The organism is Paraburkholderia tropica (assembly GCF_014171495.1).
GTDB classification, from domain to species: Bacteria; Pseudomonadota; Gammaproteobacteria; order Burkholderiales; family Burkholderiaceae; genus Paraburkholderia; species Paraburkholderia tropica.
Genome location: NZ_CP049137.1, coordinates 368,463 through 392,341, shown reverse-complemented (window position 1 = coordinate 392,341; position 23,879 = coordinate 368,463). Strand labels below are relative to the sequence as shown.

At 63.7% G+C, this 23,879-nt stretch carries 23 protein-coding genes; 13 read left to right on the top strand and 10 right to left on the bottom strand.

Translation table 11 applies throughout. The features are described from left to right. Nucleotides 1-6: 6 nt before the first annotated feature. Nucleotides 7-1,056 (top strand): LacI family DNA-binding transcriptional regulator, encoded by a 1,050-nt coding sequence (locus tag G5S35_RS32350; protein WP_183040507.1) that lies wholly within the window; start codon nucleotides 7-9, stop codon nucleotides 1,054-1,056. Here the strand turns inward: G5S35_RS32350 and G5S35_RS32345 are convergent. After that, nucleotides 1,046-1,822 (bottom strand): TetR/AcrR family transcriptional regulator, encoded by a 777-nt coding sequence (locus G5S35_RS32345; protein WP_183040506.1) that lies wholly within the window; start codon nucleotides 1,820-1,822, stop codon nucleotides 1,046-1,048. The two genes, G5S35_RS32350 and G5S35_RS32345, sit on opposite strands and share 11 nt — an antisense overlap. A gap of 64 nt (nucleotides 1,823-1,886) precedes the next feature. Here G5S35_RS32345 and shc point away from each other — a divergent pair, with 64 nt between their 5' ends. After that, on the top strand, nucleotides 1,887-3,911 hold the full coding sequence (gene shc, locus G5S35_RS32340) for a squalene--hopene cyclase (RefSeq protein ID WP_237181928.1): 2,025 nt from the start codon (nucleotides 1,887-1,889) through the stop codon (nucleotides 3,909-3,911). A gap of 244 nt (nucleotides 3,912-4,155) precedes the next feature. After that, nucleotides 4,156-5,109: a chemotaxis protein CheV gene (locus G5S35_RS32335; protein WP_065058993.1), complete on the top strand. Its 954-nt coding sequence runs from the start codon at nucleotides 4,156-4,158 to the stop codon at nucleotides 5,107-5,109. Nucleotides 5,110-5,261: 152 nt separating this feature from the next. On the opposite strand, the gene G5S35_RS40100 is transcribed toward G5S35_RS32335, so the two are convergent. The 3 genes from G5S35_RS40100 to G5S35_RS32325 form a co-directional block, all read right to left on the bottom strand. Continuing rightward, complete coding sequence (locus G5S35_RS40100) at nucleotides 5,262-5,390, bottom strand: hypothetical protein (protein ID WP_258365468.1); 129 nt, start codon at nucleotides 5,388-5,390, stop codon at nucleotides 5,262-5,264. 135 nt (nucleotides 5,391-5,525) lie between these two features. Continuing rightward, on the bottom strand, nucleotides 5,526-6,548 hold the full coding sequence (locus G5S35_RS32330; protein WP_237181927.1) for a 2-keto-3-deoxygluconate permease: 1,023 nt from the start codon (nucleotides 6,546-6,548) through the stop codon (nucleotides 5,526-5,528). Between the two features lie 104 nt (nucleotides 6,549-6,652). Then, a complete protein-coding gene (locus G5S35_RS32325; protein ID WP_074986495.1) occupies nucleotides 6,653-8,179 on the bottom strand; it encodes a UxaA family hydrolase in 1,527 nt (508 codons plus the stop codon). 191 nt (nucleotides 8,180-8,370) lie between these two features. Between G5S35_RS32325 and G5S35_RS32320 the strand changes: the two genes are divergently transcribed. Continuing rightward, nucleotides 8,371-9,084 (top strand): FadR/GntR family transcriptional regulator, encoded by a 714-nt coding sequence (locus G5S35_RS32320; RefSeq protein WP_065058995.1) that lies wholly within the window; start codon nucleotides 8,371-8,373, stop codon nucleotides 9,082-9,084. Between the two features lie 620 nt (nucleotides 9,085-9,704). Next, nucleotides 9,705-9,914, top strand: a complete 210-nt coding sequence (locus G5S35_RS32315) for a hypothetical protein (protein WP_183040505.1) — start codon at nucleotides 9,705-9,707, stop codon at nucleotides 9,912-9,914. 242 nt (nucleotides 9,915-10,156) lie between these two features. Here G5S35_RS32315 and G5S35_RS32310 read toward each other — a convergent pair whose 3' ends face one another. Beyond that, a complete protein-coding gene (locus G5S35_RS32310; protein WP_110326612.1) occupies nucleotides 10,157-10,357 on the bottom strand; it encodes a hypothetical protein in 201 nt (66 codons plus the stop codon). A gap of 37 nt (nucleotides 10,358-10,394) precedes the next feature. Continuing rightward, the gene (locus G5S35_RS32305; RefSeq protein ID WP_183040504.1) at nucleotides 10,395-10,841 is read right to left on the bottom strand and encodes a MarR family winged helix-turn-helix transcriptional regulator; all 447 of its coding nucleotides are present in this window, start codon (nucleotides 10,839-10,841) and stop codon (nucleotides 10,395-10,397) included. An 83-nt stretch (nucleotides 10,842-10,924) separates the two neighbouring features. Between G5S35_RS32305 and G5S35_RS32300 the strand changes: the two genes are divergently transcribed. From G5S35_RS32300 to G5S35_RS32285, 4 genes are all read left to right on the top strand, one after another. Then, nucleotides 10,925-11,290, top strand: coding sequence for a hypothetical protein (locus G5S35_RS32300; protein WP_110326410.1), 366 nt, complete (start codon nucleotides 10,925-10,927; stop codon nucleotides 11,288-11,290). Nucleotides 11,291-11,301: 11 nt separating this feature from the next. Then, nucleotides 11,302-11,919 carry a glutathione S-transferase family protein gene (locus G5S35_RS32295; protein WP_183040503.1) on the top strand — a complete coding sequence of 206 codons (618 nt, stop codon included), beginning with the start codon at nucleotides 11,302-11,304 and terminating at the stop codon, nucleotides 11,917-11,919. A 267-nt stretch (nucleotides 11,920-12,186) separates the two neighbouring features. Beyond that, nucleotides 12,187-14,085, top strand: coding sequence for an FAD-binding monooxygenase (locus tag G5S35_RS32290; RefSeq protein ID WP_183040502.1), 1,899 nt, complete (start codon nucleotides 12,187-12,189; stop codon nucleotides 14,083-14,085). A 17-nt stretch (nucleotides 14,086-14,102) separates the two neighbouring features. After that, the gene (locus G5S35_RS32285) at nucleotides 14,103-14,540 is read left to right on the top strand and encodes a MarR family winged helix-turn-helix transcriptional regulator (RefSeq protein ID WP_183040501.1); all 438 of its coding nucleotides are present in this window, start codon (nucleotides 14,103-14,105) and stop codon (nucleotides 14,538-14,540) included. A 7-nt stretch (nucleotides 14,541-14,547) separates the two neighbouring features. Here G5S35_RS32285 and G5S35_RS32280 read toward each other — a convergent pair whose 3' ends face one another. Continuing rightward, on the bottom strand, nucleotides 14,548-15,300 hold the full coding sequence (locus G5S35_RS32280) for an SDR family oxidoreductase (protein WP_183040500.1): 753 nt from the start codon (nucleotides 15,298-15,300) through the stop codon (nucleotides 14,548-14,550). 101 nt (nucleotides 15,301-15,401) lie between these two features. Here G5S35_RS32280 and G5S35_RS32275 point away from each other — a divergent pair, with 101 nt between their 5' ends. Then, the gene (locus tag G5S35_RS32275; RefSeq protein ID WP_183040499.1) at nucleotides 15,402-16,316 is read left to right on the top strand and encodes an AraC family transcriptional regulator; all 915 of its coding nucleotides are present in this window, start codon (nucleotides 15,402-15,404) and stop codon (nucleotides 16,314-16,316) included. A gap of 127 nt (nucleotides 16,317-16,443) precedes the next feature. Here G5S35_RS32275 and G5S35_RS32270 read toward each other — a convergent pair whose 3' ends face one another. Continuing rightward, nucleotides 16,444-16,686 (bottom strand): hypothetical protein, encoded by a 243-nt coding sequence (locus G5S35_RS32270; protein WP_124262740.1) that lies wholly within the window; start codon nucleotides 16,684-16,686, stop codon nucleotides 16,444-16,446. Between the two features lie 21 nt (nucleotides 16,687-16,707). Next, entirely contained in the window at nucleotides 16,708-17,079 is a 372-nt protein-coding gene (locus G5S35_RS32265; protein WP_065059004.1) for a hypothetical protein, read from the bottom strand. A 190-nt stretch (nucleotides 17,080-17,269) separates the two neighbouring features. Here G5S35_RS32265 and G5S35_RS32260 point away from each other — a divergent pair, with 190 nt between their 5' ends. Next, nucleotides 17,270-17,887, top strand: coding sequence for a histidine phosphatase family protein (locus G5S35_RS32260; RefSeq protein ID WP_124262742.1), 618 nt, complete (start codon nucleotides 17,270-17,272; stop codon nucleotides 17,885-17,887). Nucleotides 17,888-18,118: 231 nt separating this feature from the next. On the opposite strand, the gene G5S35_RS32255 is transcribed toward G5S35_RS32260, so the two are convergent. Further along, nucleotides 18,119-19,261, bottom strand: a complete 1,143-nt coding sequence (locus tag G5S35_RS32255) for a porin (protein WP_065059006.1) — start codon at nucleotides 19,259-19,261, stop codon at nucleotides 18,119-18,121. 843 nt (nucleotides 19,262-20,104) lie between these two features. Between G5S35_RS32255 and sfnG the strand changes: the two genes are divergently transcribed. Further along, entirely contained in the window at nucleotides 20,105-21,208 is a 1,104-nt protein-coding gene (gene sfnG, locus G5S35_RS32250; RefSeq protein ID WP_176080331.1) for a dimethylsulfone monooxygenase SfnG, read from the top strand. A gap of 720 nt (nucleotides 21,209-21,928) precedes the next feature. After that, on the top strand, nucleotides 21,929-23,863 hold the full coding sequence (locus tag G5S35_RS32245; protein WP_183040498.1) for a hypothetical protein: 1,935 nt from the start codon (nucleotides 21,929-21,931) through the stop codon (nucleotides 23,861-23,863). Nucleotides 23,864-23,879: the final 16 nt, after the last annotated feature.

Here is a 23,879-nt window from a genome sequence, read left to right as displayed (position 1 = left end):
GCTTTCATGCCCACGCCCACTCTTGCCGAAGTCGCGCGCCATGCCGGCGTCACGCCCGCGACCGTGTCCAACGTGCTGCGCGGACGCGGTCGCGTGGGCGAGGCCACGCGCGAACGCGTGCTGGCGGCGATCGCGGCGCTCGGCTACCGTCCGCATCTGCCCGCGCGTGCGCTCGCGGAGGGCCGCGCGCCCACGATGGCGCTGATGGTGCCGAGTATCGCCAATCCGTTTTATCCGGAGTTCGCGCTCGCAGTCGAAAACGCGCTGCGCAATACCGGGCAATTCCTCATCATCTGCAATACCGACGGCGATCCGGTGACGGGCCGCGCGTATCTGGAGCAGATTGCCGGCACGCTGTCCGAAGGCGTGCTCGTGACCAATGCGAACCTCGATTTCGACGATCTGCGCCGCACCGAATCGCGTGGCGCGCCGGTCGTGCTGTGCATGTGGGAACGTCCGCTCGAACCGCCGGGCCTGCCGTGCGTGGCCGTGGATTTCCGGCTCGCGGGCGAACTCGCGGCGCGTCATCTGATCGAGCTGGGACATCGGCGCGTGGGCGCGATCGTCGGCAGCAAGGCGACGGGCATTCATGCGGCGCGCTACGAAGGTTTTCTCGATGCGATGCGCGCGGCGGGGCTCGACGGCGCGGCCGCGCCGACCATCTTCACGCCCGATACCACGCAGTGCGGCTACGCGGCGGCGCGCGAACTGCTCGGCCGCCACCCCGATCTCACCGCGCTGTTCACGACCAACGATCTGCCCGCGCTGGGCGCGATGCAGGCCGCCGCCGATCTGGGCTTCGACGTGCCGCGTCAGTTGTCGGTGGTCGGCATCACCGACATTCAGCTGGCGAGCGAATCGCGGCCCGCGCTGAGCACGGTCGCGGTGCCGACGGCGGAAGCGGCGGGGCTGGCGGTGAAGCTGCTGCGCGAGCTGATCGCGCAGACGGGGCGAGCGGCGAAAGAGCGCAAGGCGCCGCGCGAGGCGACGGTGTGCGTGACCTCGGCGCCGCGGCTCGTGGTGCGGGCCTCGACGGCGCGCGCGCCTACGGCTTGAGGAGCGTCATGCGCTCGATCTGGCGCACGACTTCGTCGCGCAGTTCGGGCGACATGTCCTGATAGCCGAGCAGGTCGGAGATCCACAGGCCGTCTGCCGCGAGACGGCAGATCATGAGACGCGCGGCCTGATCGAGCGGCAGCGGATCGGGGCGCGTCCACTTGCGCATCGGCGTGGAATAGCGCTCGCGAATCTCGGGGTCCGTCATCATCGCGGCGACCAGCACGCGCAGCACGTTGGTGCTGGCGGCCGGACTCGTTTCGTCGATGGTGGTGTGCAGATAGGCGCGCGACGCTGCGCCGCGCGCGTCCTTGCGGTCGGCGGCGAGGCGCGTTTCCATCTGGTCCTCGAAACGTTCGAGCGTCTGCTCGAACAGGGCGTCAAGGAGTCCTTGCTTGTTGACGAAGTGATATTGCAACGCGCCCTTGGTTACGCCGGCGCGCTCCGCGACGGCTTCGAGCGTGACGGCCTGCACGCCGTGATCGGTGGCGATATCGGACGCGGCCTGCAGCAATTGCGCACGCACCTGCGCCGGGGCTTTCTTGCGACGCGTGCCGGAAGCCGGGGCCTCGGATTTCGTCGCGGGCTTTGATGCGGGCTTCGATGCGGGCTTCGGAGTGGCTTTCCGGGCGGATTCCGCCGTGGATTTCGCGGCGCTTTGTGCGGGAGTTTTGGGCGCCGGCGTCTTGCGGGTGGCGCGCGGCTTCGTAGCGCTTTCGGCGCGTCCGGCAGCGCGCGCCGGTGCGTTGACGTTGAGATTCTTCATGGTTCGATCTTACCATTGCCGACGGCGGCGCAAAACATTCCGTACGGATGGTATTATTCGCGCCATGAAAAAATCCGACCTGCCATTCGCGGCGCTGCTCGACGCCGCCATCGTGCGCGGACGCGACGCGCTCGCGCGCCGCCAGGCGCCCGACGGAAGCTGGTGCTTCGAGCTGGAATCCGACGCCACGATCACGGCCGAATACATCCTCATGATGCATTTCATGGGCAAGATCGACACCGTGCGCCAGGAGAAAATGGCGCGCTATCTGCGTGCGATCCAGCGTCTCGAAACGCACGGCGCGTGGGACCTCTACGTCGACGGCGCGCCCGACGTCTCGGCCAGCGTGAAGGCCTATTTCGCGCTGAAAGCCGCCGGCGACGCGCCCGACGCGCCGCACATGAAGCGCGCGCGCGACGCCATTCTCAAGCTCGGCGGCGCGGCGAAGTCGAACGTCTTCACGCGCATCCTGCTCGCCACCTTCGGCCAGGTGCCGTGGCGCGCCACGCCGTTCATGCCGATCGAGTTCGTGCTGTTCCCGAAGTGGGTGCCGATCTCGATGTACAAGGTCGCGTACTGGGCGCGCACGACCATGGTGCCGCTGCTCGTGCTCTGCTCGCTCAAGGCGCGCGCGCGCAATCCGCACGCGGTGTCGATCGCCGAACTGTTCGTCACGCCGCCGGACGAGGAGCGCGACTACTTTCCGCCCGGCAAAGGCGTGCGCAAGCTGTTTCTCGCGCTCGACCGCACGATACGCCATATCGAACCGCTGATTCCGGGCGCGCTGCGCAAGCGCGCGATCCGTCACGCCGAAGCGTGGTGCGCCGAGCGCATGAACGGCGAAGACGGCATGGGCGGCATCTTTCCGCCGATCGTCTACAGCTACCAGATGATGGACGTGCTTGGCTATCCCGAGGACCACGCGCTGCGCCGCGACTGCGAAAACGCGCTCGAAAAACTGCTGATCGAGCGCCCGGACGGCAGCGTGTATTGCCAGCCGTGCCTCTCGCCGGTCTGGGATACCGCGTGGAGCACGATGGCGCTGGAGCAGGCGCTCGCGGTGCCTGCGGAAGAAGCCGTCGAAGCGTCGGGATCAATGGGCGAAACGCGCGCGGCCTCCACGCCGGTCGCGCAACTCGACCGGCAGATCGCGCGCGCTTACGACTGGCTCGCCGAGCGTCAGGTCGACGACCTCAAGGGCGACTGGATCGAGAACGTGCAGCCCGACGTGCCGCCGGGCGGCTGGGCGTTCCAGTACGAGAATCCGTACTATCCGGATATCGACGACAGCGCGGTGGTGGCGGCCATGCTGCATCGTCGCGGTCGTGCCGAAGCGCGCAGGACGGGCCGCGATCCGTACGCAGCGCGCGTGTCGCTCGCGCTCGACTGGATGCGCGGTCTGCAATCGCGCAACGGCGGTTTCGCGGCCTTCGACGCCGATTGCGACCGCCTCTATCTGAACGCGATTCCGTTCGCCGATCACGGCGCGCTGCTCGATCCGCCGACCGAAGACGTGTCGGGCCGCGTGTTGCTGTGTTTCGGCGTGACGGGCCGCGAAGAGGAGCGCGCCTCGCTCGCGCGCTGCATCGACTACATCAAGACGACGCAGCGCGAGGACGGCAGCTGGTGGGGACGCTGGGGCACCAACTATATTTACGGAACGTGGAGCGTGCTGGCGGGACTCGCGCTCGCGGGCGAAGATCCGCGCCAGCCGTATATCGCGCGCGCGCTTGCCTGGCTCAAGGCGCGCCAGCACGCGGACGGCGGCTGGGGCGAAACCAACGACAGCTATATCGACGCGAAACTCGCGGGCACCAATGGCGGCGAGAGCGCGTCGAATTTCACGGCGTGGGCGTTGCTCGCGCAAATGGCATTCGGCGACTACGAATCGGAGTCGGTGCAGCGCGGGATTGCGTATCTGCTCTCGGTGCAGGACAGCGACGGTTTCTGGTGGCATCGCTCGCATAACGCACCGGGTTTCCCGCGCATTTACTACCTGAAGTATCACGGCTATACCGCGTATTTCCCGCTCTGGGCGCTGGCGCGCTATCGCCGTCTCGTGGAAGCGGGGCGCGCGAAAATCGCGTGATTTCTGCCTGAGCGCGGCGTGATGATGGCCGCATGACATCCAGACGCCACTCGAACGAGTGGCGTTTGCATTTTGAAAGCTTGGGCGGGTGCGAGGAAAGGGTGGCCGATCGCGTTCAAGCTTCGCCGGGCGCTGCCGATATCCCGGGTAGAGGGTCGTGCAGAGCGGGGACAGATGCGCAGGACATCCCGGCGAGCGCCAGCCAAAACGACGCAGAAACGACGCAATTCCTTAGACAAATTCCATGAAGACGATCCAGCCAGGCGTCGACGAACGCACCACGCTCACCAGCAACAACCGCTTAGAACTCCTGCTGTTTCGCCTCGGCGAGGCGCGTCCGGGCGCCGGGCGCGGGCTTTACGGCATCAACGTGTTCAAGATCCGCGAAATCGTGACGATGCCGGAAGTCACGCCGATCGCCGGTTCGCCCGCGCATCTGGTGGGCGCGGTCGATATTCGCGGCCAGATCATTCCGGTGATCGACATTGCTTCGCTGATCGGTTCGGCGTCGGACAAGCCGCCCGCGATCCTGCTCATCACCGAATTCTCGCGCGGCACCCAGGCGTTCGCGGTGGAGGAGGTCGAGGACATCATCCGCCTCGAATGGAAGGAAGTGCTGAGCGCCGAATCGAGCGGCACGTCGGGCTACGTGACGGGGATCGCGCGCATCGACGCGGGCAATGGACAGACGCGTCTCGCGCAGGTGCTCGACGTCGAGCAGGTGATGCGCGACGTGTTCCCGGAGCAGCACGAAGACGTGAAGCCCGAAGCGGTGGGCGACGCGCTGCGCACGGCGGGCGGCCGCATTCTCGCCGCCGACGATTCGGGCTTCGCGCGTGCGCTGATCGGTCAGGCGCTCACGGCGCTCGAAGCGCCGCATGTGATTGCGTCGAACGGCGAAATGGCGTGGCAAATGCTGCTGAAGATCGCGGAGGAAGCTGCGCAGGAAAAGGTGCCGGTGCGCGAGAAAGTGTCGCTCGTGATTACCGATCTGGAAATGCCCGAGATGGACGGCTTCATGCTCACACGCAAGATCAAGGCCGACGATCGGCTCAAGCATATTCCCGTGATCATTCACTCGTCGCTCACGGGCGCGGCAAACGAAGCGCACGCGCGCAACGCGGGCGCGAACGGCTACATCACGAAGTTCGCCCCGGCCGAATTGTCCGCGGCGATCCGCAAGGCGCTCGCCGCATGAACGCGGAACAGTCGCCGCTGCAACGAACCCCCTGTAACACATAACAACGCTTCTCTCTGGTTCCGGGCGCCGACGACAAAGCCCCGGAACCGCTCCGTGCCGACCTTCGGGTCGGCTTTTTTTTGCGTTGTGCGGAGCGGGGCGGTTTTGCGTTACAGCGCGTGCTGCACGGTGCGCGCCGAGTCGGTGATGTCCTGGCCGAAGCCGGCGATCGTATTGCAGGCCGAAAGGCCGAGCGTCGTGGCGGCGACCAGAAGAATCGCCAGAATGCGAATGTACATATAAACCCCGCGTGGTAATCGAACGCCGGCTGTGCGCTTTATTGCGTTCTGTGAACCGGCGTGAACGGGAGTTTATCAGCACTCGATGCGCGCGCACCTTACATTAACTTGCGGGTCGCGCGCGCGAGGTCTGAATCAATGCACGCGATCCGCGTGGGCGTTGACGTCGATAGCCGGCACTGCATGCGCATCGTCGCGCGAAGCCGAGTGTGTGCGCCCGGTGCTCGCGGTGCGCTTCGCGCGCCAGCGTGCGTAAGCCGCCGTCATCAACGGCGCGAGCAGCGACGTGACGATGGTCGAGGCCGCGATTTGCGGCGTCGCCACCGACACGAGCGCGCCGAGGCGCGGATCGACGGCGGCGATCGCGGTCGGCGTCGCAACCGCGTTGCCGGCCGTGGTCGAGGCCGCCATGCCGCCGACGCCCGAGCCGCCCATCAGGCGCGACGCCAGCACGTTGAACACGGCGCCCGCCGCGAGCGTGATCAGGCCGAGCACGATGCCGGACAGACCCGCGCCGAGAATCGCATGCAGATTGATCTGCGCGCCGAGCCCGAACGCGAAAAACGGAATCAGCAGATCGCCGCCCGACTTGAGGAATTTGCGCATGTCGGCGTCGAGATTGCCGAGCACCATGCCGATGACGATCGGCAGGATCGTCGCCACGAGATCGAGCACGGGAATCTTCGCGAGGCCGGACAGCCCGAGCGCGACCATCGTGATGAACGGGCCTTCGAGGATCGACTGCACCGCGAGCGCGCCGCGATCCATTTCATCGCCGAATTGCCGCGTCAGTGCGGCGTAGAGACCCATGTTTGCATTGGTGACGGCCGCGATGATCGCCATGCCGGATAAACCGAGAAACCCTTGCGCGCCGAAGAATTTGCTGACCACGAGCCCGATCAGCACACCGCTGACGAGTTTCGCGATCGTGATCGCCGCGCCGTTTCGAAGCGCACGCGGCGCGGTGCGAAACTGAATTTCGGCGCCCATGCAGACGAAGAACACCGCGAGAATCGGCAGCGCGCCATGCGCGAGTTGCGTCGAGAAACTGCCGATGCCGAGCACGCGCGGCGCGAATGTATTGAGTACGCTACCCCAGAGCAGAGGGATGACCATCATCCCTCCAGGAAAGCGTTCGATGGCCTGTTTGATTTTCACCTTGAGTCTCCTGCTTATTCTGGCGCGCACGCATGCGGGCGTGCGGCCGGTTTTCATTCTTCAAAGGTCATGCGAGGCGATGGCGCGGCATGCCGCGCGCGGCGTTACATCTGCGCGCCGATCATCCACGGCACGAATTCCTCGTTGCCGATGCCGAGCGCTTCGCTCTTGCTCTTGCCGCCCGACGCCACCTCGACGATCATGCGGAAAATCTCCTCGCCCTTTTGCTCGACGCTTGCGGTGCCGTCCATGATGTCGCCGCAATTGATGTCCATGTCGTCGGCCATGCGGCGATACATCGGCGAATTGGTCGCGAGCTTGATCGAGGGCGCGGGCTTGGCGCCGAAGCACGAACCGCGTCCCGTCGTGAAGACCACGAGATTCGCGCCGCTGGCGATCTGGCCGGTCGCGCCCATCGGGTCGTAACCCGGCGCATCCATGAAGACGAGGCCGTGCGTGTCGACCGGTTCGGCATAGCGATACACGCCCATCAGCGGCGAGGAACCACTTTTCGCCACCGCGCCCAGCGACTTTTCGAGGATCGTCGTGAGGCCGCCGGCCTTGTTGCCAGGCGTCGGATTATTGTCGATGCTGCCTTTCTCGCGTTCCGCGTAGGCTTCCCACCAGTGAATACGCTCGACGATCTTTTCGCCGACTTCCTGGCTGATCGCGCGCCGCGTCAACAAATGTTCCGCACCGTAAATCTCGGGCGTTTCGGAGAGAATCGCGGTGCCGCCGTGACGCACGAGCAGATCGACGGCCGCGCCCAGCGCCGGGTTCGCCGTGATGCCCGAATAGCCGTCGGAGCCGCCGCATTGCAGCGCGATATTGATGTGCGAAACCGGCAGCGGCTCGCGCACCGATTGATTCGCGATCGGCAGCATGGTTTTCACGGCGGCGATCGCTGCGTCCACGGTCTTTTGCGTGCCGCCTTCTTCCTGCATCACGAGCGGCACGAGCAGCGGGCCGGGCTCGACGCCCTCGGCGATAAACATCGCGCCCATCTGGTTCGCCTCGCAACCGAGACCGATGATAACCACGCCCGCGAAATTCGGGTGCTTTACATAGCCGCCGATCGTGCGGCGCAGTTGCGCGATGCCTTCGCCATGATGGTCGATGCAGCAGCCGAAGCTGTGCGTGATCGGCACGATGCCGTCGACGTTCGGGTACGCATCGAGCGCGCCCGGCGTGCTGAAGTGCTGCGAAACCAGCTTCGTGACGGTGGCCGAGCAGTTGACCGTGCTGATCACGCCGATATAGTTGCGCGTGGCCACGCGGCCGTCGGCGCGGCGAAAGCCGTTGAAGGTCAGCGGCGCGCTCGCGGGCTCGACGGTTTTGAGGTCTTCGCCGAAAGCGTAATCGCGGTCGAATTCGCCGATCGAAAGATTGTGGACGTGCACGTGGTCGCCGACGCGAATCGGCTGCGTGGCGAAGCCGATGATCTGGCCGTAGCGGCGCACCGGCGCGCCTTGCGCGACGTCGCGGCAGGCGACCTTGTGGGCGGCGGGAATGTCGGCGGCGCAAACAATATCGTCGAAATCGGCGAGAATCGTACCGGCGGCGAGTGCGCCGCGTGCGATCAGCACGTCGTCGAGGTCGTGCAGTTTGATGGCGAGCGTAGCCTGGCTCATGGTGCCTCCTGATTGTGGGGTCGGGGTGCCGGGCGTGGCTCTTCGTAGTGGCTCGCGAGCGTTGGCGACCGGCGTGGGCACATGATCGGGCGGGCGGGAGACAGGCGCAAATTGGTCAGGCCAATTCGGGGACCACGGCGTCACGCGGCATTTTTCCGCGCCATTCAGGCATAGCGAACAGAGAGTCGAAGGTGGAAAGTCGTTCGAAAAACACAGGCGCGCTGGCCCAGACGGTCCGGCGCATCGAGACAGGCATTCAGGAAGGACGCTGGCAGGCCGATGAGCGCCTGCCTTCCGAGCGCGCGCTCGCGGAGTCGTATGGCGTCTCGCGGGCGACGGTGCGCGAGGCGATCGGCCGGCTCGCGAGCAAGGGCGTGCTCGAAACGCGGCGCGGCAGCGGCGTCTATCTGCTGCGTGCGAAACCCACAGGGCTCGCGGCGCCGTGGTTGCAATTGATCGCGGATACGCCGCCGTTGCGCTCGGAAACGCTCGAATTCCGCCTGGTATTCGAATGCGCGGCGGCGCGCTTCGCGGCGCTGCGCTCGTCCGCGCATGAACTCGAACGCTTCGAGACCATACTCGAGCGCATGCGCGATGCGGTGACTCATGCCGACGTGGACGCCGAAGCGGCCACCGACGGCGAATTCCACACGGCGCTCACGGCGGCCTCGCACAATCGTCTGCTCGATCAGTTTTACGCGAGCGTCATTGCGATGCTGCGCGATCATATTGCGAGCAATACCTACGACGCGACGGTCAATAACGCCAACGCGGCGATGCAGGCACGCAATCGTCTCGATCAGCACGAATCGATTTATCACGCCATTCGCGACCGCAATCCCGACGCGGCACAGCAGGCGATGTTCGTGCACATCGATTACGTGGGCAAACAGTTCAACGTCTGAGCGGCGCTGAAGCGGGATGCTGGCAGTTACCGGTAATTCACGAGATTGATCACGTCGTTGGGGAACCATGAGGGTTCTCTATTAACAATTGCGGCGAGTTGGCTCAAGCCTTTGATCCGTGGGGTTTTCGGCTGTTTTTTTGGGGAGGGCGGCGCATTATGCGCTTCGTAGCGGCACGCGTTCTTTCGCGTCGCGATAACGTTAGATCATCTGACTCAGTTCGGCCAGAAGCGGCCACTCATGGCCTCGTCAGAAACGTGGGAGGTTCGCCGTAGCCTTATCAGAACTTCCAGGAGCGTCGCAACCAAAGGAAGGTGATTAAGCCTGTGACGGATATCAGAATGATGAGAAGAACGTAGCCCCATTCTTTTCGTGTAGTCGGCAAGGTGCCACCAATGACATCTGCTCCCCCTCCTGAGAGTACGGCCACTATCAGTATGGCTATGCCCACAAATACCATCACTCCTTTCGCTAGGCCACCGAAAAAAGCCTCAGCCAATCGTGCCAATTTGGACGCGCTGTCAGTCATTCGCTCTAGTCATCGGTATCTCGTACAGATTCGTCTTGTGGGCTTCCGAGCGTAACATGACCAATTGGCTCATCCATTTGCCACTTCGAAAATGACGGTCGAAGAAGTACGCAAGAACTTGCTGCGGTTGATTGGCACCTACGTGACGGATTCAAGTGTCCGCGATGAACTGGTGTGCTTGGTGAATCGGCCCAACGTCCCCGCGAAGGGGATCCTTGTGCAATTGACCCCCTTCATGTCTGGCATGGTTTCGGAAGCAGACGGCAAGGTTATTCGTGAAATCGCGTTCTATTTTTGCTGACTAGCGCGGCCACTTAGAACGTACATCAAATGGCCGTTATCGATCAACGTGAGAGACCGCTCAGGGTCGAATATAGCCCCTTACGTCAATGTCCCTTGGGCCCGATCTGACTGTAACTGTGGGATCGAGCCCGCAGCTTCACTGCTATAACGCATGCCTTCTCGCCTACGAGAATATTTTGACCAGCGACAGAACCCTGAAGGTGATCTCCTCACCCGAACGACTGTTCGATGGCTCTCAGGCTAGCGATAATTCACGAGATTGATCACGTCGTTGAGAAACCACGGCAGGATCAATTGCGTATCCGGATAGCTCGTGCCGACCGTGAGCCTCGGTTGTTGCGAGGCGGACGGTGCGCCATCAGGCGTCGAAGTGGACGCACAGCCGCTAGCGAGCGCGTTAAAACAGGCGGCGAATACGGCAGCGAAATAAAGACGCCTCATGGCGATGAACTCCTGCAACGTTGCATCGCCACATTGTCTACGAAAGCGCGCGCAAATGGGTGCGTAAGCGGTCGATCTCGCCCGCGGGGAACGGTGCTTCGATTTCCTCGTGCGTGCGCTGCCAGATCGGAAAGGCTTGCGCGAGCAGGCGGTCGCCGGCGGGCGTGAGGCTCAGGCGGCGGCTGCGCTTGTCGTCTTCGTCCGGTTCGATACGCACCAGTTCGCGCCGTTCGAGCGGCTTGAGCGCGGCCGTGAGCGTGGTGCGATCCATGGCCAGCAGCGACGACACTTCTTTCATCGTCGGCGGATGCGGGCGATTCAGCGACATCAGCAGCGAAAATTGCCCGTTGGTGAGATCGAGCGGACGCAGCGCCTCGTCGAAAATGCGAGCGAGATTGCGCGCCGCGCGCTGCATGTGCAGGCACAGACAGCAATCGCGCACCATGAGCGTGGCGTCGAAGGGAGGTTTTTTCGGGTAGGCCATGTTGCAATTGTGTTGATATCAACCTATATTGTCAAGGCCGGTCGGGCAGTCTCCCGTTGTTCCTTTCGATAGCTGGAGGAAGCATGAGCGATCATCAACTGTTTCTCGCGGTTTTTCTCGGCGGCAAGGACACGCCGCGCATGAAAGCCTGGATGGCGATGCCCGAAGACGAGCGGCGCGCCAAAGAGCATGAAGGCATTGCGGCATGGAAGGCGTGGGTCGAGCAACACAAGGCGTCGATCGTCGAGATGGGCGGGCCGCTTGGCAAGACGCGGACCATCGGCGCGGACGGCGTGACGGACACCACGAATCGGCTGACGGGCTTCACGGTGGTGCGCAGCGCCTCGCACGCGGACGCGGCAAAAATGTTCGAAGGCCATCCGCATTTCACGATCTTTCCGGGCGAGACCATCGACGTGATGCCGGTGCTGCCCATTCCGGCCGGCTGAGCGGGGGCGTCATGAAACTCTATGGATTTGCCGGGACCCGTTCGCAGCGTGCGCTATGGGGTCTCAAGGAAGTCGACGCCGATTTTGAATTCATTTCGGTCAATCTGCTCGAAGGCGAGCATAAACGGCCCGATTATCTGCGCCTGAATCCGGCGGGCAAGGTGCCCGTGCTCGTCGATGGCGACCGCGTGATTCCCGAGTCCGCCGCCATCGTGCTGTATCTGGCCGATAAATATCCCGAGAAAGGTTTGCTGCCGGACGATCTCGACGAACGCGCACAGGTGTATCGCTGGACGATGTTTGCGGTGACCGAACTCGAGCAGCCGCTCTGGCGCATCACGCGGCACAGCTTTCTCTATCCGCCGGACCAGCGCTCGCCCGCCGATATCGAACTCGCGCGCAACGACTTCAAGACGATGGCGTCGGTTCTGGAGAAGCATCTGAACGGGCGCGAGTTTATCGTCGGCAATCGATTGACGGTGGCCGATTGCGTGACGGCCTATCTGATCGACTGGGCAGGCGAGGTGCAATTGCTCGATGGCTTTCCGCGTTTGCGCGATTATCTGGAAAGGCTGTACGCGCGTCCGGAAGCGCCGCAGCGTATTGCCGATGCGCGCAAGGCGGCGTAGCGCGGCGCGTGTTTGATGAGGTATTTACTTCGGTATGCTGATTATTTGTTAGAAAACCATTGTTGAGCGACAGACCCGCTGAATCGGCAGACGAATCGCGTTTGCCGCGACCGGCACGGCGGGTCCGCTCGTTTTTTTCGACCGCTGGCGCGTGCCATCTCCTCATCCCAGGGTAAACATCAGGCGTGCCGGAAGTGCTTTTAAATAGTTGGTGTACGGAGTATATTTGTCTCCATCACGATACCGATACCCACGGAGACAGACACCATGCAGTTTCATCTCAACGGATTCCGCGTTGGCGACCCGACCATCGAACCCGCAGCCGCCGGCGCGCCGCGTGCCGGTTTGCCCGAGAAAGTCGACGTGCTGATCGCCGGTAGCGGCCCGGCGGGTCTCGTGCTGGCGGCGCAACTCTCGCAGTTTCCGTCGATCAAGACCTGCGTCGTCGAGCGACGCGAGGGACCGTTGCAGATGGGACAGGCGGACGGCGTGGCCTGCCGCACCGTCGAGATGTTCGAGGCGTTCGGGCTCAGCGACCGCCTGCTGCGCGAAGCGTATTGGGTCAACGAAACCGTGTTCTGGCGTCCGGACGCGCAGGATCGCGGCGCGATTCGGCGTACCGGACGTGTTCAGGATACCGAAACAGGTTTGTCCGAGTTTCCGCATGTGATCGTCAATCAGGCGCGCGTGCAGGATTATCTGCTCGACGTGATGCGTCGTTCCGCGCAGCGTGCCGAGCCGGACTACGGCCTCGAAGTGGTCGACGTGCAGCGAGATGGCGCTGATGCCGACTATCCGGTGCTCGTCACGCTGCGCCGCACCGACGCCACGCGTGAAGGCGAAACCGTCACCGTGCGGGCGCGCTACGTGGTGGGTTGCGACGGCGCGCGCAGCCGCGTGCGGGCGTCGATCGGCCAGACGCTGCGCGGCGACGCCGCCAATCACGCGTGGGGCGTGATGGATGCGCTCGCGGTCACCAACTTTCCGGACATCCGCCTGAAGGCCGCGATTCAATCGGCGAGCAAGGGCAATCTGTTGCTGATTCCGCGCGAAGGCGGTTATCTGGTGCGCTTTTATGTCGATCTCGGCGACGTCACGCCGGAGAATCGCGACAGCATCAAGCAGACCACGGTCGAGCGTCTGATCGACACGGCGCGCGGCATTTTGCATCCTTACACGCTCGACGTGAAAGAGGTCGCGTGGTTCTCGGTGTACGAAGTGGGCCAGCGTTTGACCGAGCGTTTCGACGACGCCATCGCCGCCGACGGCAGCGCGCGCGAGCCGCGCGTGTTCATCGCCGGCGACGCCTGCCACACGCATAGCGCGAAGGCGGGGCAGGGCATGAACGTGTCGATGCAGGACGGCTTCAATCTGGGCTGGAAGCTCGGCGCGGTGCTCGAAGGCCGCAGCGACGCGAGCCTGCTGCGCAGCTATTCCGACGAACGCCAGCCGGTCGCGCAGGAACTGATCGACTTCGACAAGGAGTGGTCCGCGATGATGGCCGCGCCGCCGAAGGACCCGCAGCGGCCCGAAGCGGGCGGCGTCGATCCCGCGGAATTGCAGGCGTATTTCGTGCGCGCGGGCCGCTACACGGCTGGCGTCGCCACGCGTTACCGCGCGGGCGCGCTCACGGGCGAGGCCATGCACCAGGCGCTGGCCACGGGCTTTCCGATTGGCGCGCGCTTCCATTCATCGCCGGTCGTGCGGCTCGCCGATGCGAAGCCCGTGCATCTCGGCCACGCCGCGCGCGCCGACGGCCGCTGGCGTCTCTATGCGTTCGCCGACGCCGACGGCCACGCGCTGCGCGCGCTCTGCGAGCATCTGGTCAACTCGCCCGAGTCGGTGCTGCGCCGCGCGACCGCCGCGCAAGCCGACATCGACAGCGTGCTCGATCTGCGCGCGGTCCTCCAGCAGCCGCATCGCGAAGTGCGCGTCGACGATTTGCCGGCCCTGCTGTTGCCGCGCAAGGGCCGTCACGGCCTGATCGACTACGAGAAGGCATTTACGAGCGACGCCGCGACTGATATCTTCGACGAGCGCGGCATCGACCGTGCACGCGGCGCGCTCGTCGTGGTCCGTCCGGATCAATACGTCGCCCATGTTCTTCCACTGGACGCGTACGCGGAGCTCGACGCCTTTTTCGCCCCGATCTTCCGCACGCGCTAAACACATCGACAGCGAAATTGCCGAAACAATCCGACGATCCCGCGCTTTCCAAATTCACGGGCAGCCTCGTGCGCCGCGCGCAGCAGCGCCACGCGGCAGTGTGGCTGAGCGAAGTGTCGGCGGAGATTACGAGCGTGCAGTATGCGGCGCTCGAAATTCTCCAGCAGACGCCCGGCCTCAATCAACGGCAACTCGGCGACGAGCTGGACGTGGATCGCTCGACCATCGCGGACCTCGTGGCCCGCATGGTGCGCAACGATCTGATCGAGCGTTCCGACGACCCCGCCGACAAGCGCAGCTACGTGCTGTTTCTCACGGCGGCGGGCAAGAAGCAGTTGGCGAGCTTGCGCCCGCGCGTGGAGGAAGTCGAGCGCGTGCTCACGGCGCGGCTCTCGCCGCGCGAATGCATGGAGCTGCGCCGCCTGCTGCTGGCGTTGATGGTGCCGCGAGAATAGTGGTGGATTAACGCGCCGCTTCGGCCGCCCACGCTTCGGCATCCACGCCCGCCGGAATGCGCAGCGGCGCGGCGGGATCGGTGGCCGCGCGCCAGACGGCGGCGGCCACATCCTTCGAATAGGTCACGGGCGCTTCGGTATCCGCGAATTCGGCGAACACGCGCTTGACGAGATCGGCGTAAGCCTCGTGCTCGAAGCCGAAGATATGGCCGCGCGCGTTATCGGCGAAACGTGTTTCGGGCGAGCGCCCGGGCAGCACGAGATGCACGCGCACGCCGAAGGGCGCCACTTCCACCGCCGTCGATTCGCTGAACGCGTTCACCGCCGCCTTGCTCGCGCGGTAGGCGCTCAACAGCGGCAGCACCTTCATGGTCACGCTCGACGTGACGTTCACCACGACGCCCGCCTTGCGTTGCCGGAATTGCGGCAGCACCGCCTGCGTGAGCGCGATCGTCCCCAGCGTGTTGGTTTCGAAGATCTCGCGGACGGCGTCGATCGGCGCGAGTTCGGCGGGCGACGCCATGCCGAACCCCGCGTTGTTGACGAGCACGTCGATCGGACCGGCGGCTTCGACGGCGCGTTGAATACTCTGCGCATCGGTGACGTCGAGCGGCAGCACGCGCAGGCGGTCCGAAGGCGGCAGCAAGTCGGTGCGCGGCGTGCGCATCGTGGCGACGACGCGCCAGTCGCGGGCGAGAAATTCGCGCGCGATTTCGAGGCCGAAGCCCGAGGAACAGCCGGTGATCAGCACGGTTTTCATGTGCACTCCAGTCAAGTGGTTGGTGAGTGCACTTACGATAGAGCGCGCAAGCCGTACTTGCTACAATCAAAAATCCGAAAATCTTTCGCAGGAGTCCGGCGATGATCGATCCGCTGGCTGAGGTGGTCATGCTGTTGCAACCGGGCGCGCGCTTCTCGAAACTCGTGCACGGCGCGAGTCCGTGGCGCATCAGCCGCTCGGATTCAGGGCAGCCGTTCTATTGCGTGATTCTCGAAGGCGGCTGCGAAATGGCCATCGACGGACACGCGCCGATCATGCTGCATGCGGGCGATTTCGTGCTGATTCCGGCGGTGTACGGCGTCGCGATGACGAGTCTCGATGCGCCGCCGGACGTCGAATCGCGCGATCCGGTCGCGCTCGGCGACAACGAGTACAGAATCGGCGATCCGGACCGCCCGGTGGACGCGCGCATGATGGCGGGGCATTGCTCGTTCGCTTCGCCCGACGCGGCCTTGTTGGTGTCGTTGCTGCCGCGCTACGTGCATGTGCGCGGCGAGCAGCGCCTTGCCACGCTGGTCGGGCTCGTGCGCGAGGAGACGCGCGAGCAGCGGCCCGCGCGCGAGATCGTGCTGTCGCGCTTGATGGAAGTGCTGCTGATCGAGGCGCTGCGTTCGGCGGCGGGCACGCAGGCGTCGCCGGGACTCGTGCGCGGGCTCGCCGACACGCGCCTGGCCGCCGCGATTCGCGGCATGCACGAGCAGCCCACGCACGCATGGACTGTCGCCGAACTCGCGAAAGCGGCGGCGCTGTCACGCTCGACGTTCTTCGAGCGCTTCAGCCGTGCGGTGGGCGTTGCGCCGATGGAGTATCTGCTCAACTGGCGCATGGCGCTCGCGAAGGATCTGCTGCGCCGTAACGCGGGCCGTCTCGCTGAGATTGCGGAGCGCGTGGGCTATAGCTCCGCGAGTACGTTTAGCGTGGCGTTTACGCGGCATGTCGGGCGGCCGCCCGCGCAGTATGCGCGTGAGCAACAGGCGAGTCTGGACATGGTTTAACGCCTTGCGCGTGACTGGATAAAGTAATCAGTCGAGCGAATTAATTATCCGATTTTCGATGGGAATCAGCGCTTGCTGCACGCTGTTTTTTCCATGCTGCGTGTCACATCAATGCGCAATCGCGGTTTCAATCAGCAGCCGCAAATCCTGTGAGAGCAAATAGTCGATGCCGTCGAGTGCGCCATGCGTTTCCATGCAGCGACGCGTGGCGATGCCGGGCGAGCAACGGTGCGCGCGCTTCGGCCGTGCGCGCGTGCATCATGAAGTGCGCGCGGAATGGCGCGCTCGCGTGGAGCGAGAGGGCATCGAGCGTTTGCGCCGCATTGTCATTCGCCGCCGATCGCTCGATCTGGCGGCTCGCGGCCTTCACGGCGTGGCGCGTGGTTGGGTTTCAGCGCAGTGCGCGGCGCAGCGCGCCAAGCTCGCCGTGCAGACGCTGGCAGAGCGCCGTGTGCGAGGCGTTTTGCGCGCGCAATTGCGCGTCGAGCGTGAGGACGATTTCGCCGAGCGCGTCGATGCCGTCGAGCAGCGGGTCGGTCGCGTGAAGCGGCGTGCCTGCGGTGTCGTTGGGATCGTCGTTCGGTTTGTCGTGCGCTTCGTTTCGGGGCAGCGTGCCGTCGGCCGCCGCGGGCGCGCTGGCCGTCCCGGCTTCGGGTGACATGACCGCAGTGGCCGGCGTGGCGTGAGTAGGCGTGGTGACCGGCGTAGCGGGCGCGACCGGCACGGCGGCCGGTTCAGGGTCGAACAACGACTTCAGGAGCATTGGGATTCTCATGGCGGCAAGGAAGGCGAAAGGTCGGCGAAAACTGGGCCGTCATGGTCGCATCGTCGCGAAATTGTCTGTCCTGAAAACCGGCGCGCGGCCCAGCGGTCTGGCGCATCTTGCGTATCGGGTTGAAGCGGATCGTCCACGCGGCATAGAATGACCACGCCGTTCATTCTGGAGCTACCCGATGCCCGCCGTTGCGAAATCCCCTGCCAAGCCCCGCGAAGTCTGGCTGATCCGTCATGGTGAAACCGAGTGGAGCCGCACCGGCCAGCACACGGGCCGTACCGATATCGCTTTGACCGGGCATGGTCGCGAACAGGCGCGCGCACTCGCGAAGCCGCTCGCCGACGTGCAGTTCGACGCCGTGCTCGCGAGCCCCATGTCGCGTGCGATCGAGACCTGCAAGCTCGCGGGGCTTGGCGATCGCATGGTCGTGTCCGCCGATCTGCTCGAATGGGATTACGGCGTCTACGAAGGCCGCACCACGCCGGAGATCCGCGAGACCGAACCGGACTGGAGTGTATGGCGCTCGTCGATCGCACAAGGCGAAAGCCTCGCGCAGATCGAGACGCGCGCGCGTGGCGTGGTCGAAAGTCTGCTCTCGATGGTCGGAAACGGCGGCCGCGTGGCCGTGTTTTCTCATGCCCATTTTCTGCGTACGCTGGCGGGCTGCTGGGTCGGCGACTCGGCGGCGCTTGGCGCGCATTTCTACCTCGATACGGCGTCGATCAGCGTGCTGGGTTTCGACCGCGAAAGCCGCGCCGTGCGTCGCTGGAATGCGATTCCCGAAGGCTGCCGGTAGGCCTCGCGTCGGCAGCAAAAAAAAGCCGCCCGGAAAGCAGGCGGCATCAAGTCGAAGTGAACAAGCATGAAAAAAGCGGGAATCAGCAAATTCCCTGGACTTTCCGGTGCAGCGATCCGCGATTAAACGCCATCAAACCGCGGTAAAAAAGGCGCCTCCGTCACGGCGGAGACGCCTTTTTTGTTGTCCGCAATTCAGGCCGGATCAACCGGCCCGATTGCGCGGCGTGGCTTAGAAGCGGTGGCGCATGCCGACCGTTGCCGCCACCTGGTTTTGCGTCGTCGAGTTGCCGATCAGACCGGCAATGTTGGCCGTATTGCCGATCACGTCCGTGCCGTTGTCGTAGACATTGCCCGAAGCGTGCTGGTAGGCGCCGGCCACGTAGACGTCGGTGCGCTTGCTCAGCGAGTAGTCGAGCGCGAGGGTGGCCGAATGCCACTTCGGATCGCTCGAGTTCGTGCCCGCGCCGGTCGTCTTGCCGTACGTGAACGTGTAGTTGCCCACGATCGCGAGTGCCGGCGTGAGGCTGTACGTGCCGTTGACTTCGATATTGTCGAAGCGTGCGTTCAGGCCGGTGACGCCGAACGAAGCGCCTTGAATGCGCGTGTGCGTGTACAACACGCCAGCCGTGCCCGGGCCGAACGCGTAGGTCGCGCCGACGCCGTAGGTGCGCTTCACGTCGCCGCCCAGCAGCGTCGTGGCCGCGGCGTTGGAGTTGGTGGTGCCGTTGATGTCGGTGTTCGTCTGGTCATACGCGGCGGCCACCGTGAGCGGGCCTGCCGAGTAGCCGGCGCCCACGCTCCATGCGCGGCCGTTCGAGAACTGGCCCGGATCGTTGCTGAAGCCGTACAGGCCGCCGAAGTGGAAGCCGGCGTAGTTGGCGCTTTCATACTTGATCGCGTTGTTGATCGAGTATTGCGCACCGATGTTGTCGTTGTTGTACGGGTGGGCGGCGAGATTGACCACGCCTGCCTGGCCGGCCAGCGACAGCGGCGACAGATAGTCGACGACCGAGTCGTATTGCTTGCCGAGCGTGACCGTGCCGTACTGGGCGCTTTGAATACCGACGTACGCCTGACGATTGAACATCGAGCCGTTGCTGAAGCCGCCGTTCGACAGGCTGAAGCCCGATTCCAACTTGAAGATTGCCTTCAGGCCGCCGCCGAGGTCTTCAGCGCCCTTCAAACCGAAATAGGTATTCGAGAGCAGGCTGCTCGACTGAAGCCAGTCGCTATGGCCGCCCGCGTTGTTGACATACGCGATGCCTGCGTCGAGCGAGCCATACAGCGTGACGCTGCTTTGTGCGTGAGCGGCAATGCCGAAAGCGCTGAGCGCCGCTGCCACGACCAATTTCTTATTGAATTTCACGTTCATTCTGCACGTTCCTGTTTCTGAGGCAATTACTCATAGACAAGCTGAATATGAGCGGTGTAAATCTGCCGGGTTGGGACGGACGAAATATATCGCTGTCGCACTCCAATGCCGTTGCACTCATCCAACAGATCGCGCCTTTACCGTCATGATTTGAGATAACGCAAATAATCTTTTACAGAATGAAATGTCCCCCTCATGTTGTGATCTCGATAGTCTTTATGCGCTGCAGGTCGCATTATTGGCATGCTTCGAGGGCATTCGGCGTCATCGCGCGTCATCCCGGTTTTCCGGATAAAACGATACGAAAGGACAAACCTGTCGTCGGGAAAGGCGCGGTTCAAGGCCGGGAACGGATCAGGGCGCTAAAGCTGGCGCGCTAATGAGTTCAATGACGGGCGTTTGAGCCATGGCGATCCGTATGGGGAATGCATTGTGCGGAAATCGTCAGAGACCCGCGTCGCTCCATTCAAATTGCAGCGATTCAGGGCGATGACGCCGCATTGCGGAATTTTCGCGATCTCTGTATGGCGGTTCGTCGTGCGTTACCAGTCAGGCGAATAGTGCGTCATTACGCCACAGTTTAAAGACGATATTGCCGGATTAGAGGGAATGATCGTGTCCGTTACAGCGGTTCCAAATGGCAGTCACGATAACGGTGGAAAAGCCGCTGGCAGATTGACGCGCTGTCCGCTACGACGATCGAACCGGCGCAATCGCTTCGCAATGCCGTTCGCGCATAGCAGTCAGGCGACTTTTCATAGCACGAGAAAATCGTTCAGCCGCGTGCGCAAATCCTCAAAGATGAGGGACCGCTCACTCCACTCATCTTTCAGGAAGCCGACCATGAGCCAGCGCACTCCCGCCGACGACGCCATCAAATTCGCCTACTGGGTGCCGAACGTGAGCGGCGGTCTCGTCGTGAGCAAGATCGAGCAACGCACCGACTGGAGCCTCGAATACAACCAGAAGCTCGCGCAGACCGCCGAAAAAGCCGGTTTCGACTACGCGCTCAGCCAGATCCGCTTCACGGCCGGTTACGGCGCGCAGTATCAGCACGAATCGGTGTCGTTCAGTCAGGCCTTGCTGCATGCCACCACGAAGCTCAAGGTGATCGCCGCGATCCTGCCCGGTCCGTGGCATCCGGCCGTGGTCGCCAAACAGATCGCGACCATCGACCATATTTCGAACGGGCGCATCGCCATCAACATCGTGAGCGGCTGGTTCAAGGATGAATTCACGTCGATTGGCGAGGCGTGGCTCGAGCACGACGAACGCTACCGGCGCTCGAACGAATTCATTCAGGCGGTGAAGGGCATCTGGACGCAGGACAACTTCACGTTCAAGGGCGACTTCTATCGCTTCAACAACTACACGTTGAGTCCGAAGCCGGTGCAGAAGCCGCATCCGGAGGTGTTTCAGGGCGGCAGTTCGCGCGCCGCGCGCGACAACGCGGCGAGCGTCTCCGACTGGTACTTCACGAACGGCAACACGGTGGAGAATCTCAAGGCGCAGATCGACGACATTCGCGCGAAAGCGCAGAAGAACCAGCACAGCGTGAAGATTGGCGTGAATGCGTTCGTGATCGCGCGCGACACGGAAGAGGAAGCCCGCGCGGTGCTCGACGACATCGTGCGCCATGCCCACGTGGAGGCCGTGGAGGCCTTCGGCAGCGCGGTGAAAGAGGCGGGCAAGGCGTCGCCCGAAGGCGAGGGCAACTGGGCGAAATCGACCTTCGAGGACCTCGTGCAGTACAACGACGGCTTCCGCACCAATCTGATCGGCACGCCGCGCCAGATTGCGGAGCGCATCGTCGCGCTCAAGGCGATTGGCGTCGACCTCGTGCTTGCGGGTTTTCTGCACTTCATCGAAGAAGTGGAGTACTTCGGCGCGAAGGTGCTGCCGCTCGTGCGCGAACTGGAACGCGAGCGCGAATCCCAGCCGGCGTAATCAGCGGGTATTCACGATGTCATGATTTCAATTACATTTTCATCGGATGGTTTATTCATCCGATGAAAATGTAATCATATTGCGTCGAAAAGCGAACCCGGCCCGTCATTGCAATAAAAATTAGAATTAAAACAGGGCCGGTATCCACCAGACATAATTTTCGCGCACCTCTTCAGTTCCCCTCAAGTCCGCCGTTATAGGCCTCAAGTGGTCATCATTCGCGGTCATCGCACGACAGCGTGCGCGCACCGAAGCAAAAATTTCCCGATATGGACGCGATTTCGACGGTAACGAATTTAATTATCGGCAATTCGGTTTTGTATTGCCTTATGTAACACTTTCTTACGTCGAATTGGTATATATCAGGAGAAATGCCAGGTAAGATCTGCCGCCGCGAATGATCTGATTTTAAGCAGTGAATTTGCCGCTTCGGCTCACCGAAGGCGCATGTCCCCCAAATTCCCTTGGGAACCCGCGCAAGGCCGCAAGTCCCGACGACGCAATCGCCGCAACGGCGCGCTCCCGGCGCGCCCGCGCCCAGGCGAAAAGGACAGATACGCCGGTTCGACCGGGTGTGCCAGCCGCGCCCTCGTTTTGACGGACGAAGTGCGCATTCGACCGATGCGCGGCGTCCGCCGACCTCTCATACCAGACCTTCGGCCTGCAGCCGGGCGCGCGAGCGCCGCTGCTGGCTGGGCGTCGCTTTGCCTATTACAAACGATGAAGCCCATTCTTATTTTGCTCTCCTCATCGCTGCTACTGGCGGCTTGCGGGGGAGGCGGGTCCGGGGGGACCGGTTCGGACACCACGAACGCCAACGCGTCCGGCGGCGCGCAAAACGCGGGCTCGAACGCCGTCAACGCCAGCGGCGGCACCGATTCGCCCGTCGTGGCGAAGGGCGCGATGACCTGCGGCGCGCCTTCGGCCTCGAGCGCGACGGCCAGCGGCACGCTCGTGTCCGCCGACACGCCGAGCGCGCAAAGCGGCCGCATCTTCGCCTCGGGCGCGAGCTTTCCGGTGACGATCGTGACCAACGCCGCGTCGCCCGACACGCTGAACTGGTCGATCGCCGATCAATTCGGCAACGTGGCCGCGAGCGGCACCACGCCGGTCACGGCGGGCGCGGTGACCACGACGGTGAACTGCTCGTCGACGCTCGCGGGTTACTTCGCGATCTCCGCCTCGCTCGCCAGCGCGGGCGGCCAGATTCCCTCGGCCGGCACGCGGCCCGCGGGCAACGCGACCTTCGGCGTGCTGCCCGCTCTGGGTAGCGTGATTCCCGCGGTGACGTATGCGCATCAGGACCTGCACCGCTTCGGCATGCAAGGCGAGGACGGCAACGCCGCGGTGCTCTCGGCGCTCGGCATTTCGTGGCAGCTCGATCATCGCGAGCTCTACAACATGGAGCCGAACGGCCCCAACACCTTCAATCCGAACGCCAATAATCTCGATCCGTTCTTCACCTCGGGCAACGTGATGCGCCTGATCCGTCTCGACGGCATTCCCGCGTGGGCCAGCCCGACGAATGCCTTCGAGGACGAGACACTGCCGCCCACCGATCTCTCGTACTATCAGGATTACATGAGCCGCGTGGGCACCGAATCGAATTTAATTCGGACTACGTATTTCAAGAATCAGTCGGCCAACTACTATCAGCTCACGTGGGAGCCGGACGCGCAGTGGGCGGGCACGAACGCTCAATTCGTGCAGCTTTATCAGACCGTCTATCAAGGGCTGCATTCGACCGATCCGCACGCCGTGCTGATGGGTCCGGCCGATACCGCGCCTTCGGGCACTGCCGAGCAGTTGCGCACGCTCGCGTCGCTCGGCTTCGCTCAGTATCTCGATGGCGTGACCACGCACGGCTATTACGACATCAACGGCACGTCGCCGTCGTATCCGCCTGAGCGGCTGGCGACCGATCCGTCGACGGCGTCGGGGTCGCTGATCGGCCAGATGCGCACGCTGCGCAGTGAAATGGCCGCCGACTACAAGCCCGGCATGAAGCTGTTCCAGACCGAAGTGGGCATCAGCTACGACAACGGCTCGTCGTACGGCGCGAACTACCCGACGGCCAACGTGCTGTACGCGCAGGGCGCGGTGGCCGCGCGCGCACACCTGATCGCGCTCGGCGAAGGCGCGGACCAGACGTGGGTGTTCTACGGTGCGGACTTCCCGGGCCTCGTGGGCTACGGCACGTTCTTCGATCTCGCCGATGCGCAGGGCCAGTACGGCGCAACCAACATCAGCCCGAAACCGGCGGCGATGGCCGTGGCGGCGATGACGCGCATCATCGACGGCACCAACACGCTCGGTCCCGTCAACGGCGTGCCGTCCGGCGTCTACGCCTACGCGTTCCAGCAGTTGAACAACGGCTCGGTGATCACGGCGCTCTGGACCCACAACAACACCGTGTGGAACGCCAGCGCGGGCTATAGCTCGACGTACAGCACGGCGTACAGCCTCGCGGTGGACGCGCCGGGTACGAACGGCACGGTCACGGTGCTCGACATGATGGGCAATCCGTCGACGGTGGCCTACAGCAACGGCACGGTCACGCTGAACCTCACGGAGTCGCCGGTCTACGTGGTGTCGAACAACGCGACGGTGGCCAAGGCCAACACGACGCTGCCGACGGGTTACGTGCCGAACTGAGGCACTGCGCGGCCTT

Excerpts from the sequence above, each read along its gene's own strand:
- G5S35_RS32275 (WP_183040499.1), top strand. The coding sequence starts at position 15,402 with ATGATCGATCCGCTGGCTGAGGTGGTCATGCTGTTGCAACCGGGCGCG.
- G5S35_RS32245 (WP_183040498.1), top strand. The coding sequence starts at position 21,929 with ATGAAGCCCATTCTTATTTTGCTCTCCTCATCGCTGCTACTGGCGGCT.
- shc (WP_237181928.1), top strand. The coding sequence starts at position 1,887 with ATGAAAAAATCCGACCTGCCATTCGCGGCGCTGCTCGACGCCGCCATC.
- G5S35_RS32280 (WP_183040500.1), bottom strand. The coding sequence starts at position 15,300 with ATGAAAACCGTGCTGATCACCGGCTGTTCCTCGGGCTTCGGCCTCGAA.
- G5S35_RS32305 (WP_183040504.1), bottom strand. The coding sequence starts at position 10,841 with ATGGCCTACCCGAAAAAACCTCCCTTCGACGCCACGCTCATGGTGCGC.
- sfnG (WP_176080331.1), top strand. The coding sequence starts at position 20,105 with ATGAGCCAGCGCACTCCCGCCGACGACGCCATCAAATTCGCCTACTGG.
- G5S35_RS32300 (WP_110326410.1), top strand. The coding sequence starts at position 10,925 with ATGAGCGATCATCAACTGTTTCTCGCGGTTTTTCTCGGCGGCAAGGAC.
- G5S35_RS32265 (WP_065059004.1), bottom strand. The coding sequence starts at position 17,079 with ATGCTCCTGAAGTCGTTGTTCGACCCTGAACCGGCCGCCGTGCCGGTC.
- G5S35_RS32290 (WP_183040502.1), top strand. The coding sequence starts at position 12,187 with ATGCAGTTTCATCTCAACGGATTCCGCGTTGGCGACCCGACCATCGAA.
- G5S35_RS32295 (WP_183040503.1), top strand. The coding sequence starts at position 11,302 with ATGAAACTCTATGGATTTGCCGGGACCCGTTCGCAGCGTGCGCTATGG.
- G5S35_RS32310 (WP_110326612.1), bottom strand. The coding sequence starts at position 10,357 with ATGAGGCGTCTTTATTTCGCTGCCGTATTCGCCGCCTGTTTTAACGCG.
- G5S35_RS32260 (WP_124262742.1), top strand. The coding sequence starts at position 17,270 with ATGCCCGCCGTTGCGAAATCCCCTGCCAAGCCCCGCGAAGTCTGGCTG.
- G5S35_RS32345 (WP_183040506.1), bottom strand. The coding sequence starts at position 1,822 with ATGAAGAATCTCAACGTCAACGCACCGGCGCGCGCTGCCGGACGCGCC.
- G5S35_RS32325 (WP_074986495.1), bottom strand. The coding sequence starts at position 8,179 with ATGAGCCAGGCTACGCTCGCCATCAAACTGCACGACCTCGACGACGTG.
- G5S35_RS32335 (WP_065058993.1), top strand. The coding sequence starts at position 4,156 with ATGAAGACGATCCAGCCAGGCGTCGACGAACGCACCACGCTCACCAGC.
- G5S35_RS32350 (WP_183040507.1), top strand. The coding sequence starts at position 7 with ATGCCCACGCCCACTCTTGCCGAAGTCGCGCGCCATGCCGGCGTCACG.
- G5S35_RS40100 (WP_258365468.1), bottom strand. The coding sequence starts at position 5,390 with ATGTACATTCGCATTCTGGCGATTCTTCTGGTCGCCGCCACGACGCTC.
- G5S35_RS32255 (WP_065059006.1), bottom strand. The coding sequence starts at position 19,261 with ATGAACGTGAAATTCAATAAGAAATTGGTCGTGGCAGCGGCGCTCAGC.
- G5S35_RS32315 (WP_183040505.1), top strand. The coding sequence starts at position 9,705 with ATGACGGTCGAAGAAGTACGCAAGAACTTGCTGCGGTTGATTGGCACC.